Origin of the sequence: Pseudomonas sp. 39004, from assembly GCF_028682155.1 — a bacterium.
GTDB classification, from domain to species: domain Bacteria; phylum Pseudomonadota; class Gammaproteobacteria; order Pseudomonadales; family Pseudomonadaceae; genus Aquipseudomonas; species Aquipseudomonas capeferrum.
Genome location: NZ_JANIAG010000159.1, coordinates 1 through 13,108 on the forward strand (window position 1 = coordinate 1; position 13,108 = coordinate 13,108).

At 64.1% G+C, this 13,108-nt stretch carries 11 protein-coding genes and 1 pseudogene; 8 read left to right on the top strand and 4 right to left on the bottom strand.

The genetic code is table 11. The annotated features are described in order from the left end of the window. On the top strand, nucleotides 1-1,699 hold a 1,699-nt coding region (locus NP534_RS21660; RefSeq protein WP_274100052.1), incomplete at its 5' end, for a sigma-54-dependent Fis family transcriptional regulator. Between the two features lie 22 nt (nucleotides 1,700-1,721). On the opposite strand, the gene NP534_RS21665 is transcribed toward NP534_RS21660, so the two are convergent. The 3 genes and pseudogenes from NP534_RS21665 to NP534_RS26885 all read right to left on the bottom strand — a co-directional run. Further along, complete coding sequence (locus NP534_RS21665; protein WP_274100053.1) at nucleotides 1,722-3,410, bottom strand: putative bifunctional diguanylate cyclase/phosphodiesterase; 1,689 nt, start codon at nucleotides 3,408-3,410, stop codon at nucleotides 1,722-1,724. Nucleotides 3,411-3,422: 12 nt separating this feature from the next. Continuing rightward, nucleotides 3,423-4,421: a methyl-accepting chemotaxis protein gene (locus tag NP534_RS26880; protein WP_443201091.1), complete on the bottom strand. Its 999-nt coding sequence runs from the start codon at nucleotides 4,419-4,421 to the stop codon at nucleotides 3,423-3,425. A gap of 237 nt (nucleotides 4,422-4,658) precedes the next feature. Then, nucleotides 4,659-5,054, bottom strand: a pseudogene (locus NP534_RS26885) (PAS domain-containing protein); the annotation flags it as partial. Nucleotides 5,055-5,254: 200 nt separating this feature from the next. Here NP534_RS26885 and NP534_RS21675 point away from each other — a divergent pair. From NP534_RS21675 to NP534_RS21695, 5 genes are all read left to right on the top strand, one after another. Beyond that, a complete protein-coding gene (locus NP534_RS21675; RefSeq protein ID WP_274100055.1) occupies nucleotides 5,255-5,569 on the top strand; it encodes a helix-turn-helix domain-containing protein in 315 nt (104 codons plus the stop codon). Between the two features lie 249 nt (nucleotides 5,570-5,818). Beyond that, nucleotides 5,819-7,129: a C4-dicarboxylate transporter DctA gene (locus tag NP534_RS21680; protein WP_033699127.1), complete on the top strand. Its 1,311-nt coding sequence runs from the start codon at nucleotides 5,819-5,821 to the stop codon at nucleotides 7,127-7,129. A 45-nt stretch (nucleotides 7,130-7,174) separates the two neighbouring features. Beyond that, a complete protein-coding gene (locus NP534_RS21685; protein WP_274100056.1) occupies nucleotides 7,175-7,879 on the top strand; it encodes a FadR/GntR family transcriptional regulator in 705 nt (234 codons plus the stop codon). Nucleotides 7,880-7,895: 16 nt separating this feature from the next. Next, a complete protein-coding gene (locus NP534_RS21690; RefSeq protein WP_274100057.1) occupies nucleotides 7,896-8,576 on the top strand; it encodes a GntR family transcriptional regulator in 681 nt (226 codons plus the stop codon). 76 nt (nucleotides 8,577-8,652) lie between these two features. After that, on the top strand, nucleotides 8,653-9,702 hold the full coding sequence (locus NP534_RS21695) for a hypothetical protein (protein ID WP_434519687.1): 1,050 nt from the start codon (nucleotides 8,653-8,655) through the stop codon (nucleotides 9,700-9,702). A gap of 18 nt (nucleotides 9,703-9,720) precedes the next feature. On the opposite strand, the gene NP534_RS21700 is transcribed toward NP534_RS21695, so the two are convergent. Then, nucleotides 9,721-10,149, bottom strand: coding sequence for a PACE efflux transporter (locus NP534_RS21700; protein WP_274100059.1), 429 nt, complete (start codon nucleotides 10,147-10,149; stop codon nucleotides 9,721-9,723). Nucleotides 10,150-10,253: 104 nt separating this feature from the next. Here NP534_RS21700 and NP534_RS21705 point away from each other — a divergent pair, with 104 nt between their 5' ends. Both NP534_RS21705 and mcpA read left to right on the top strand, forming a co-directional pair. Then, nucleotides 10,254-11,132, top strand: coding sequence for a LysR family transcriptional regulator (locus tag NP534_RS21705; protein ID WP_274100060.1), 879 nt, complete (start codon nucleotides 10,254-10,256; stop codon nucleotides 11,130-11,132). Between the two features lie 139 nt (nucleotides 11,133-11,271). Next, nucleotides 11,272-13,108 (top strand): methyl-accepting chemotaxis protein McpA (mcpA, locus tag NP534_RS21710; protein ID WP_274100061.1); only part of this gene is annotated, 1,837 nt, incomplete at its 3' end.

The following is a 13,108-nucleotide window of genomic DNA, read 5'->3' on the forward strand; positions in this document are numbered from 1 at the left end:
CGACTTCGATTGCCTGACCGCAACCGAACTGAACAGCCTGCTGGAGCGGCACCACGCGCTGTTGCGGCTGACCCGTGACGAAGTGCTGCCGCACTATGCGCACCTGCTGGGCAACGCCAGCTACCTGGTGATGCTCGCTGACGCCAGTGGTTGCCTGCTCGACACCTGGGGTTCGCAACGCTTCGTCGACCCGCGTCAACGCCATGGTTTCAGCGCAGGCGCCCATTGGCTCGAACGGGGCGTGGGCACCAATGCCCTGGGCACTGCGCTGGTCTGCGCCGAAGCGATCCACGTTGGCCAGGATGAACACTTCCTGCAGCAGAACCGCTACCTGTGCAGCGCCGCAGCACCCGTCTTCGATGCCGAACGGCAGTTGGTCGGTGCACTTGATGTGGCCAGCGACGGCTACCTGCCCGCCAGCCAGACCCTCGGCCTGGTACGCATGATGGGCCAGAGCCTGGAGAACCGCTTGATCCTCGCACAACATGGCGACCATCACGCCCAGCTGCTGTTCAACAGCGCCTCCGACAACCTCGACAGCCCCTGGGCGGGCTTGCTGGTATTCGATGAGCGCGGCCAGGTGCTCGCGGCCAATCACCGGGCCGACAGCCTGCTCGGCGGCAACCCGCTGCGGCAGAACCTCGAACAATTGTTCCAAACCCCCTTGCAGCAGTTGCTGGCCCAGCCCCAGCGACAGCCGTTTGCCCTGCAGGCGGCAGGCCGCCACCGTTTCCACTGCCAATGGCAACCGCCCCACCACGGCCCCACACCCACGTCACCCGGTCACGGTGACCCGCGCCTGGGCAAAGCCTTGGACCAAGCCAGCCTGCTACTGGAAAAGGACATCCCAGTATTGATCCAGGGTGAAACCGGAGTGGGCAAGGAGGTCTTCGTCGAGGCCCTGCACCGCGCCAGCAGCCGCGCCGGGCAGCCGCTGATCGCCGTCAACTGCGCGGCAATCCCCGCCGAGCTGGTCGAGTCGGAGCTGTTCGGCTATGACAAAGGCGCCTTCACCGGCGCTCATCACAAAGGCAACCCTGGGCTGATCCGCAAGGCCGATCACGGCATTCTGTTTCTCGACGAAATCGGCGACATGCCACTGCCGACCCAGGCCCGACTGCTGCGCGTGCTGCAATCACGCAGCATTCAGCCCCTGGGCAGCGGTGAGCCGGTAACTGTAGACATCCGAGTGGTGTCGGCGAGCAATCGCGACCTGGCCGACGCCGTGCGTACCGGTCGATTTCGCGAAGACCTTTATTACCGGGTAGCCGGGCTGACCCTGAGCTTGCCGGCCTTGCGCGAACGCAGTGATCGGCGCGCGCTGATCGAGCAGGTGCACGCCCGGCATCTCGCCCCCGGGCAACCACGGCAATTACCATCCAACACCCTTGAACTGTTGTTGCACCATCCCTGGCCGGGCAACCTGCGCCAACTCAACAGCGTACTGCAGGTAGCCCTGGCCCTGGCCGGCACGCAGCCAATCGGCATCGAGCACTTTTCAGCGTGCTTCCTTGCCCAGGCCAGCGCATTCACGCCAAGCCCGCAAGTCGCAGCGACGCAAACGCCCGCCACTGACCTGGCCCACCTGTTGATCACCTGCGACGGCAACATTTCTGCGCTGGCGCGCGTGCTGGGCATCAGCCGCACCACCCTGTACAAACGCCTGCGCGAACAGGGGCTGGAACCTTCCCACCTGTAAGCCTGTATCGGCCTCTCAACCATCAACCGCCGCGCCAGGCCTCGGGCTGCCGATAGCCTTGCGCCCACGCCACCACCTCGCTCGCCGGCATCGGCCGGGCAATGCAATAGCCCTGCGCCAGCTCGCAGCCCAGCGCCATCAACACCCGGCCGTGCTCGACACTCTCCAGGCCTTCGGCAATCACCTCGCGGCCAAACGCCCGCGCCAGCCCGATCACCGCGCCGGTCAGGGCCAGGTCGTCCTGGTCATGAAGGATGTCGCGCACGAATGACTTGTCGATCTTGATGGTTTGGGTGGGCAAGCGTTTGAGGTAGCTGAGCGACGAATAACCGGTGCCGAAATCGTCCAGCGAAAAGCGCACGCCCAGGGCCCGGCAAGCATCCAGGCAGCGGCTGACATGCTGCAGGTTGTCGATGGCCACCGACTCGACGATTTCCAGGTCCAGCCGCGTCGGGTCAACCCCCGGATGCGCTGCCAGCAACTGCTCCAGGCGCTCGACGAAATCATTGCGCTGCAGATGCCGCGCCGCGATGTTGACACTCAGCGACCAAGGCTGCCCCAACCGTTGCCAGGCCTGCAGCTGGCTCAACGCCTGGTCGATCACCCATTCGCCAATCTCGATGATCAAGTCGGTCTGCTCCACCCAGGGCAGGAACTCACCGGGAGGCACCAGGCCACGACCCGGCCTTTGCCAACGCAACAGACCCTCGAACCCCAGCACCTGGCCGCTGCGCAAATTGACCTTGGGCTGGTAGTACAGGCACAGCTCACTGTTGCGCAGTGCCCGACGTACCCGCGCCACAGTCTGGTGGGTCGCCTTGAGCTCCTGCTCCTGTGACACATCGAACAGGTGATAGCGATTGCGCCCCCGCTGCTTGGCCACGTACATGGCCTGGTCAGCGTGGCGCACCAGCGTATCGGCGTCCTCATCGTCGAGCGGGTAGAGCGTGACGCCGATACTGGCGCTTAGCGAAAGGTTGTGCTCACGTACCACATACGGCGTCGACAGCGCGCGCAAGACACGGCGCAGGGCCGCATCCAGCTGACGGTCGTCACCGACATTGCGCAGGATCAGCACGAACTCGTCACCCGATAACCGGGCGACTGCATCCCCCCCGCGCAAGATACCTTTCAGCCGCTGCGCCACTTCGACCAGTAACAGGTCGCCCGTGGCATGCCCATAACCATCGTTGACCGCTTTGAAGCCATCCAGGTCGAGCATGCACACGGCCAGCGGTATGTCTTCGCGACGCGAATAAGCCAACGCCTGGTTGAGCAAGTCGGACAAGAAGGCGCGGTTGGGCAGGCCCGTCAGCACATCGTGGCCCACCCGCCACTGCAGGGTATGCAGCAGCTGGCGCTTCTCGGTGACATCAAAACGTATCGACACATACTTGCGTACCTTCCCAGTCGTGGGGTCGACCAGCGGCACCATGGTGCTGTCCACCCAGTACAGCGAACCGTCCTTGGCACGGTTGCAGATCTCGCCCTTCCACACCTTGCCGGCGGCCAGTGCCCGCCACATGCCCTCGAAGAACTCCGGCTCATGCAGGCCGGAGTTCAAAATGCGATGGTTGGCGCCCAGCAGTTCGTCCCGGCTGTAACCCGAGATGCTGCAAAACTGCTGGTTGACATAGGTGATGCAGCCACGCAGGTCGGTTTCGGAAAAGATCGCGGCCGCGTCCACGGCCGCGCGGTAGTTATCGTCCATAAGCATCCTGCCCTAGCGGTTGAAGCGCTCCACGAGGGCACGCAATCCGGCGCACACCTCTTCCAGCTCGGCACCGCGCGAGGCAGCGGCGTTGGCACTGTGGGCGCTGTGCTGGGCAATACCCGCCACACCGTTGATCTGCCGCGACACCTCTTCGGCCACGGCAGACTGCTGCTGCGAGGCCGTGGCCATCTGCTGGCTCATGTCACTGATACGCTGCACCGCTGCACGAATACCGTGCAGCGCCTGCTGGGCCTCCTGCACCTGGGCTACGCCCTGTTCGGCACCCTGGATACCTTGGCTGGCAATGGCCACGGCGTCCTCGGCGCCGCTGCGCAGGCCGTCGATGATGGCCTGGATATGCAACGTCGACTGCCGGGTCTTGTCGGCCAACGCCCTTACTTCGTCGGCGACCACGGCAAAGCCGCGGCCCTGCTCGCCGGCACGGGCGGCCTCGATGGCGGCATTGAGGGCCAGCAGGTTGGTCTGTTCAGCAATGCCACGGATCATCCCGGCAGCCTCGGCAATAGCACCGGTCTGACCGGCCAGGTGGGTGACCGCCTGGTTGATCTGGTCCACCGTGCCGGCCAAGGCGCGGATCGCCGTGCCGCTGGCGTCGGCCACGCGGCTGCCCTGCTCGGCCAGCAGGTGCGCGGTTTGCGCCTCGGCTGCGGTGAGCTGCACGTGGTTGACCACCTCACCGATCGATGCAGTCATCTGGGTCATGGCGGTTGCGCTCAGGTCGGTTTCGGCGCGCTGTTCCAGCAGCGCCGTTTCGGTGCCGCGCGACAACCGCCCGGCATCGTGGGCGGCCACCGCCATCTGCGTGGCGAGATCGCTGAGGCGGGTCAACGCGGTCTTCAGGCGGGCTTCTTCACCGATCAGGATCAGTTGCAGCTGCCCGGCCGCACCGGGCAAGTCGCTGTAGGTCAAGGCGGCGGTCGGGTCGGCGAAGGTCCCTTCGGCGCCCTGGATCACCCGCCGCAGCTGGCGGCCCAGGTCGTTGCGCATCCACAGGCCGTAGGCGGCGAACAAGGCCAGGGTCACGCCCTGCCCTGGCCAGCCCGGCAAGAGCTGGTTGGCGCCCACCGCCAATACCCCGCCCAGCAGTGGCAACGCCAAGGCCTGGGCCAGCAGCGCCAGGCGGCGGGCGTTCGACAGCGGTGCCTGGCCTTGGCGCAAGCGCGCATACAAAGCCTCGGCACGGCGCACCTGCTCGCGGGTCGGGCAGACCCGCACCGACTCGTAGCCAATGACCCGACCCCCTTCAAGGATCGGCGTGACATAGGCATTGACCCAGTAGTAGTCACCGTTGCGGCAGCGGTTCTTGACGATACCCATCCAGCTTTTGCCGGCTTTCAGGTGACGCCACATCAAGGCATACACCGCTGCGGGCATGTCCGGGTGGCGCACCAGGTTATGCGGGCTGCCGATCAATTCGGCCTCGCTGTAGCCGCTGATGGCGGCAAACTCTGGGTTGCAGTAGGTAATCAGGCTGGTGGTGTCGGTGGCGGAAATAAGCCGCTGACCCGAGGGGAAACGTTGCTCGACCGGGGTTACCGGGAGATTGAGGCGCACGATGAGACTCCATTCACTGACGAACCGGCACTCTGCCCATCGACGGCCATCGGAACCGATCCGCATCGATCCGCTCAAATGTGCACATGTGCTTCCAGCCACACCGGCATGAGGCCGAATGACACTGGAGACTCGATGATGACTGTCCGGTCAAGTAGCGAATTCTACGAAATCCATCACATAAATCCAACAAAGGTGATCGATCATGGCGTTGCGCCATGTGGATAGATATCGTTAAGTTCTTGATTCTAAATGGGAATTAAGTGATGACGAGATCAGCTCTGGGGTTTGCCCTGCGTCGCTACCGCAAGCTGGCGGGTCTGACCCAGGCACAATTCGCCGAGCGAACCGGCTTCGACCCCAAGACTATCAGCCGTTTCGAGACCGGCACCTATACCCCCAGCGTTGATGCACTCATGGCGTTCGCCGGCGTGCTGGGCGTCAAACCCAAGGACTTCTTCGCCGAGCCGGACGACGAAGCGGAGCAGCGCGCCTACCTGTTCGGTGTCATCCACAACGCCCCTCCCAAAGACCTTGGCAAGCTGATTGCAGCAGTGGACCAGGTATTGGCCAAGCCCTGATCTGATTCTTCCCTTTCTTTGGGCGAACTGTGCAGCCCCGACCAAATGGCAACGCACCGAATTAGAGCCTGGCAGGGCCGATTGCACCACAACTGGTCAGACCGGTAAGGCCAAAATCCCTTGCAATGTAGGATTTTTCGCGCTTTTATGGCCTCGCGCTGAACAAACCGGTAAGACCACAATAATTAAGTCCTGCGCTCTTTGACCCTCGCGGCATCGAAGCAAGGACACCGATCAGAGATCACTCCCATGCTCAAATGGTGCTCGCGTTCGATCTTCCTGCAAGTTGTGCTGGGCCTTGCCCTCGGCATTGCCTGCGGCCTCAGCTTCCCCGACCTCTCCCTGCAACTCAAACCCCTCGGCGACGGCTTCATCAAGCTGATCAAGATGCTCATCGGCCTGATCGTGTTCTGTGTCGTGGTCAGTGGTATTTCCGGTGCGGGCGACCTCAAGAAGGTCGGGCGAATCGGCCTGAAGTCGGTCATCTACTTCGAAGTGCTGACCACCATCGCCTTGGTGATCGGCCTGGTATTCGCCTTCAGCAGCGGCATCGGCAGCGGCGCCAACATTCACCTGGACCAGTTGTCCAGCGCCGATGCCAACGGCCTGGCCGAGCGCGGCCAGCACATCCACGGTGCCACTGCGTTCTTCATGGACCTGATCCCGACCTCGGTGGTGGGTGCCTTCGCTGACAACAACATCCTGCAGGTGCTGCTGTTCTCGGTGCTGTTCGGCAGCGCGCTGAACCTGGTGGGCGACTCGGCGGCGGGTATTTCGCGGCTGATCAACGAGCTCAGCCACGTGATCTTCCGAATCATGGGCATGATCGTGCGCCTGGCGCCAATCGGTGTGTTCGGCGCCATCGCCTTCACCACCAGCAAATATGGCCTGGAATCGCTGCAACACCTGGGTGGCTTGGTCGCGTTGTTCTACCTGACCTGCGCCGGCTTCGTGCTGGTCGTGCTGGGCACCGTCATGCGCGTGTCGGGCCTGAAACTGCTGCCCCTGATCAAATACCTGCGCGAAGAACTGACCATCGTCCTCGGTACCGCCTCTTCCGACGCCGTGCTGCCACAGATCATGCGCAAGCTCGAGCACCTGGGCATTGGCAGCTCCACCGTCGGCCTGGTCATCCCGACCGGATACTCGTTCAACCTCGACGGCTTCTCCATCTACCTGACCCTGGCCATCGTGTTCATCGCCAATGCCACCGGCACACCACTGGAGATGACCGACCTGCTGACCATCCTGCTGGTATCGCTGGTGACTTCCAAGGGTGCTCATGGCATCCCAGGCTCGGCGTTGGTGATCCTCGCCGCCACCCTGACCGCTGTGCCGGCCATCCCGGTAGTAGGCCTGGTGCTGGTGCTGGCCGTGGACTGGTTCATGGGGATCGGACGGGCACTGACCAACCTGATCGGCAACTGCGTGGCCACCGTGGCCATCGCGCGCTGGGAAAAGGACATCGACCTGGAACGCGCGCAGAACGTGCTCGCTGGCAAACCTGGTTTTGCCCACACACCCCGCAAGCAGCCCAACGCCCATCAACAGGAATTCTGATCGAACAAGGCCGGCGTTGGACGCCGGCCCTTCCAGGAGCGAACCGTGATCAGCTCATCAACCGTCGTCACCTCAGTGGTGGAAAAACTGCGCCAGGCCCTGGCCCGCGGCCAATGGCGCTCTGGCGACATGCTGCCGGGCCAGCGCGAACTGGCCGAACAGCTGGGTATCAGCCGCCCCAGCCTGCGCGAGGCCGTCACCGTACTGGAAACCCTGGGCCTGGTGCGCGCCCTACCGGGTAAAGGCGTGCTGGTACTGGATGCCGACGCCGCCCTGCCGGAGCCGGGCCTCGACACCAGCGCGTCGGCCAGCCTGGCCGATGTGCTGGAGCTGCGCTACACCCTCGAACCCTTCATCGTCGGCCTGGTGGCGCAGTCGGCCAACAGCCACGACATCGGCCAATTGCGCCTGACGCTGATGGACATGCGCGAAGCGCTGGACGCCGATGACAGCGAAGCCGGGGTCAAAGCCTACATCGCGCTGCATGAGGCGCTGTTCGCCCTGACCACCAACCCGATCTTCCAGAGCGTGGTGCAACAGACCAGCAATGCCCTCAAGCAAAGCGCCGACATGCTGCGCAATTCGCCCGAGCACCTGGCCGCGCGGCTGAAGGAAAGCAATGCCGTGGTGCGCGCCATCCGCGAACGCAACAGCGCCGAGGCCAGTGCCCAGATGCGTCAGCACATCCTTGCCGAAGGCCAGCGCATGGGCATCCAGCTGAACATCCCGGACGAACATCCACGCCCTTGACCCCAGGAGAGCGACCATGACCGCCAGCGCCCACGCCGCCCCCCACCTGCCTGCCCTGCTCGCCGCTGGCGAAACTCGCCTGTCGGCCGACCAGATCTACCCAAGGCTGTTCGACGCGATCCTCGAACAGCGCCTGCCACCCGGCGCCCTGCTGCCCGAGCAAGCCCTGGGGCATGCCTTTGGGGTAAGCCGCACGGTGATCCGTCGGGTGCTCGGCCGCCTGTCGGACCAGCAGGTGGTGGTCCAGCGCCCCAGCCACACTGCCCACCTGGCCGCCCCCGACCCAGACCAGGCGCGCCAGGTGCTCAGTGCCAGGCGCCTGGCTGAAACCACCTTGATCACCCTGGCTGCGCAGCGCGCGCGGCCGGCTCAGATCCGCCAGCTGCGCCTGTTGGTCGAGCGCGAGCGCCAGCACCATGAAAGTGGTGAGCGCTGCGCGGCCATCCGCCTGGGCGGCGAGTTTCACCTGAAGCTCGCGCAGGTCGCCGCCAACGCGCCACTGGCGCGGTTCCTCAACGGCTTGGTGCCGATGACCTCGCTGATCATTGCCCGCTACGAATCACCTTGCTGCGACCACTGCGCCTGGGAAGAGCATGCGGCGATCATCGATGCGGTGGAAGCCGGGGATGCGGCGGCAGCGCTGGCATTGATGCATGAGCACCTGGACCGGCTGCAAGACAAACTCGACCTGGGCTGAGGTTTTTTCGCGGCCGCCCTATACTCGAGAAACCACCCCAGCCTCTACCCAGGGAGGCGGCCGCGTGAGCTCGCGTATGCCGTTACTGCTGCTTTGCCTGCTGTTGGCCCTCGGCGGCTGCGCAGGCAAGCGCCCGCCTGCCCCGCCACCCGCCGCGGTGCTGACCCCTGCCACGTGGCAGCGCATCGATCAGGACCTGATCGATGCCTCGGTGGGCGCTGCAGGTTCGGCCAACGATTATGCCCGGCGCTCCATGCGGGTGTGGAAGGAACAGGTACAGCAACGTACCGAAAGCGAGTTCATCCCATGGTTCACCGGTTACTGGACCCAGCAATGGCTGACCCTCAAGGTGGCCTGGTACAAGCTCGACAGCGGCGAAGGCCGCGAGCCTGCGCAAAAACGCCTGGCGCTGTACCTTCAGGAGCAGTACCACGAGCGGGTGATCGAGCCGGTGGCCGAGCAGATCAACCCCGAGGGCATCCGCGACCGTGCCTGTGAGCTGTATGTGCAGTTGCTCGGCCAGCAACTGCCGGCCATCATCGCCCGCTACAACGCGCCGCCCGAGCAACTCAGCCAACGCCTCAATCGCATACCCGCCATCGCCCTGGGCCCACCCGATGCGCGCAACGCCAGCCTCTATCAACTGCTGCGCGCCAAGTCGCTGGACCAGCAACCGGCCTGGCAAGCCATGCGCCAGCATCTGCACGAGCAAGCCAGCAAAGGGCCTGGGCAGACCGACGTGGGGCTGTCATCGGTGGCCACGCGGGCCAGCGAGAAACTCGGTGCCACCCTGGCCCCGCGCGGCATTGCCAGCGCCGTGGCTTCGGCGGTGGGCAAGGTGGCCGGGGCGATGATCTCGGTGGCGGCGGCAGGCTACGGCATGATCACCCACGACCGTGAGCAACCGCAGATGGTCGAGCAGTTGCGGGTGATCCTCAATGTCGCGCTGAACCAGGAATGGCAGGAGCTGATGGAAAACCGCCAGAGCGGGGCGATGGCCGGCGTCTATTACCTGTCGGGGCAGGTCGAGGACAGCCTGCTGGCCAGCGCGCCGCGGCCGGTGGAGCCTGTGGAGCCGCAGGCAGAACAGAAGCAGACGCCACTGTTGATACGCCTGCCGCCGTAGCGGTTAGCGGTACCGGCCTCAGGCAGTGGCCAGCGCCGAGCGGGGCAAGCCGAAAATACGGTCGAACGCCCAGTTGTAGGCAAAGGTGTAGCACGGCACCAGAATGATGAATGCCAAGTCCACCACAAACGCCTCCACCAGGCTCATGCCCAGCCACCAGGCAATCAGCGGAATCAAGTACACCACCAAGGTCAGCTGAAACCCGATGGCATGTGCCACACGCCGCCCCACGCTGCGCCCGCGCTTGGCCTGGCGGCTCTCCCAGCGCTCGAACAGCGTGTTGTAGATCAGGTTCCAGAGCATGGCGATGGTGGTGATCATCACGGCCAGTGGCCCGGTGTGGGACGCCTCAGTTTCTGACAGATACGCCAGCCCGAGGGTCGACATGCACAGCCCGATCAATTCATAAAACGTCACGTAGACCAATTTGCGTTTAACGCCCTGCACCCCGTTTTACCTCTATTTGACTAACAACGATGGGGCGGGAGAATGCTTCAATCTTCTTGACAGTAAAAGTCAGTAGCTGTCAGATCAACTGACAGGAGGCTGCCATGAACTTTTCCAGCGACAACATCCAGCTGTTTCTCGCCGTGCTCGATCGCGGCTCGTTCTCTGCGGCCGCGCGCGCGTTGCACCGCGTGCCCTCGGCGGTAAGCATGGCCATCGGCAACCTGGAGGCAGAGCTCGGCTACAGCCTGTTTGAACGCGGCCCGCGCGAAGTCCGCGCAACCGCCCAAGCCTTGGCCCTGGAGCCCCATGCCAGGCTGATCGCCGAACAGCTCGGGCTGTTGCAAGTACATGCCCTGGAGCTGTCCCAAGGGCTTGAGAGCAGCCTGACCATCGCCGTGGTCCCGGACATCGACCATCGCCCGCTGCTGGCCGCCATCGCCCAGCTTGGTGAACGCTACCCGCTGCTCGACATCGCCCTGCTCAGCGCCCCGCAGGAAGACGCCCTGCACCTGCTCGACAGTGGCCGCGCCGACCTCTGCGTGGCCTTCGCCGGCCTGCAGGTGGATGCCCGCCGCGGCTTTCAGCACATCGGCATGGAATCGCTGGTGGCAACTCTGTCACCCGCGCACCCGGCCGTGCTCGAAGACCGCGTTCACTACCTCGAAGACCTGATCAACGTGCGCCAGATCCTGGTGCGCAGCCGCGACCTGCCGCTGACCGACCCGCGCGCCCTGATTGGTGCCACGCACTGGTCCACCGACAGCTTCGATGTCGCCCTGCAGATGGTCGAGGCTGGCCTCGGCTGGGGGGACCTGCCACTCTCGCGCATCGCTCCCCTGTTGGCGACCGGGCGCCTGGTGCGGCTGGGCTTTCGCAATACCCGCAACGAGTTGCAGTTGCCCGTGCACATTTTGTGGCGCAAGCAGCAGCCGCTGCAGCAGGCGGCGCGCTTGTTGATTGAGCAGCTGTCCATGCGTTGAACGCCGTTCGTCGAAACGGCCTAAAGAAATTTCGCCAAGTGTTTCAATTTTTTACCCCGCAAGCCGATAGCCAATCGACAGGGCGCAGCGCGTCATGAGCGCGCTACGCCCTCCCCTCATTGGCCCAAGGTCTCGAAACATGAACCTGAAATTTCGCCACAAGATCCTGCTCAGCGCCTGCGGCGTCGTGGTCCTGGCTTTTGCCCTGTTCACGCTCTACAACGACTACCTGCAACGCAATACCATTCGCCAGAACATCGAGTCTTCGGTGCAGCAATCCGGTGAGCTAACCGCCAGCAGCGTGCAGAACTGGATGAGCGGGCGCATCCTGGTGCTGGAAAACCTGGCCCAGGACATTGGCCAGCAAGGTGCCGGTGACACCCTGGCCGGGTTTATCGAGCAGCCTTCTTACACGCGCAATTTCCTGTTCACCTACCTGGGCCAGGCCAACGGCGCATTCACCCAGCGCCCCGACGCGCAGATGCCCGCCGGTTACGACCCCCGCCAGCGCCCGTGGTACAGCACCGCGGCGAGCGCCGGGCAAACCGTGTTGACCCCGCCGTACCAAGGCGCCGTCGGCGGCCTGGTGGTGACCATTGCCACCCCTGTGAAAAGCAAGGCCAATGGCGAGCTGATCGGCGTGGTAGGCGGTGACGTCACCCTCGACACCCTGGTAGAGATCATCAACTCGGTCGACTTCGGCGGCATCGGCCACGCCTTCCTTGCCGACAGCAATGGCCAGGTAATCGTCAGCCCCGATAAAGACCAGGTGATGAAAAACCTCAAAGACATCTACCCTGGCAGTGGCCTGCGCGTCGCGTCGGGCATGCAGGATGTCACCCTCAACGGCCAGGAACGCCTCATCTCCTTCGCGCCCGTTTCCGGCCTGCCTTCCGCACAGTGGTACATCGGCCTGTCGATCGACAAGGACAAGGCCTACGCCGCCCTTGACCAGTTCCGCACGTCGGCAATCATCGCCATGCTCATCGCCGTAGCGGCCATCGCCGGCCTGTTGGGCTTGTTGATCCCGGTGCTGATGCAACCGCTGACCACCATGGGCCGTGCCATGCGCGACATCGCCGAAGGCGAAGGCGACCTGACCCGCCGCCTGGCCGTGCAGAACAAGGACGAGTTCGGCGAACTGGCCACCTCGTTCAACCGCTTCGTCGAACGCATCCATGCCTCGATCAGCGAAGTGTCCTCGGCCACCCGCCTGGTGCATGACCTGTCGGAAAAGGTCGTCAATGCCTCCAACGCTTCGATCACCGGCTCCGAAGAACAAAGCATGCGCACCAACAGCGTGGCAGCGGCGATCAACGAGCTGGGCGCCGCCACCCAGGAGATCGCCCGCAACGCGGCCGACGCCTCGCAGCATGCCAGCGGTGCCAGCGAGCAGGCCCATGGCGGCCGCGAAGTGGTCGAGGAAGCGATCAGTGCCATGACCGCCCTGTCGCAGCGCATCAGCGAGTCCTGCGCGCAGATCGAAACGCTCAATGCCAGCACTGATGAAATCGGCAAGATCCTCGATGTGATCAAGGGCATCTCGCAGCAGACCAACTTGCTGGCGCTCAACGCTGCCATTGAGGCGGCCCGTGCCGGTGAGGCCGGCCGTGGCTTTGCCGTGGTCGCCGACGAGGTACGCAACCTGGCGCACCGCACCCAGGAATCGGCCGAAGAAATCCACCGCATGATCACCAGCCTGCAGGTGGGTTCACGCGAGGCGGTGCATACCATGAACACCAGCCAGGTCTCCAGCGAGCAGACCGTGCAGGTGGCCAACCAGGCCGGCGTGCGCCTGGCCAGCGTGACCCAGCGTATCGGTGAGATCGATGGCATGAACCAGTCGGTGGCCACTGCCACCGAAGAACAGACCGCCGTGGTCGAGAGCCTCAACCTGGACATTACCCAGATCAACGCGCTCAACCAGCAAGGCGTCGAGAACCTGAACGAAACACTGCTGCATTGCGATCAACTGG

What these genes read in the sequence shown, in the direction of transcription:
- NP534_RS21665 (WP_274100053.1), bottom strand. Translation starts at nt 3,410, where the DNA reads ATGGACGATAACTACCGCGCGGCCGTGGACGCGGCCGCGATCTTTTCC.
- NP534_RS26880 (WP_443201091.1), bottom strand. Translation starts at nt 4,421, where the DNA reads ATGCGCAACGACCTGGGCCGCCAGCTGCGGCGGGTGATCCAGGGCGCC.
- NP534_RS21675 (WP_274100055.1), top strand. Translation starts at nt 5,255, where the DNA reads ATGACGAGATCAGCTCTGGGGTTTGCCCTGCGTCGCTACCGCAAGCTG.
- NP534_RS21680 (WP_033699127.1), top strand. Translation starts at nt 5,819, where the DNA reads ATGCTCAAATGGTGCTCGCGTTCGATCTTCCTGCAAGTTGTGCTGGGC.
- NP534_RS21690 (WP_274100057.1), top strand. Translation starts at nt 7,896, where the DNA reads ATGACCGCCAGCGCCCACGCCGCCCCCCACCTGCCTGCCCTGCTCGCC.
- NP534_RS21695 (WP_434519687.1), top strand. Translation starts at nt 8,653, where the DNA reads ATGCCGTTACTGCTGCTTTGCCTGCTGTTGGCCCTCGGCGGCTGCGCA.
- NP534_RS21705 (WP_274100060.1), top strand. Translation starts at nt 10,254, where the DNA reads ATGAACTTTTCCAGCGACAACATCCAGCTGTTTCTCGCCGTGCTCGAT.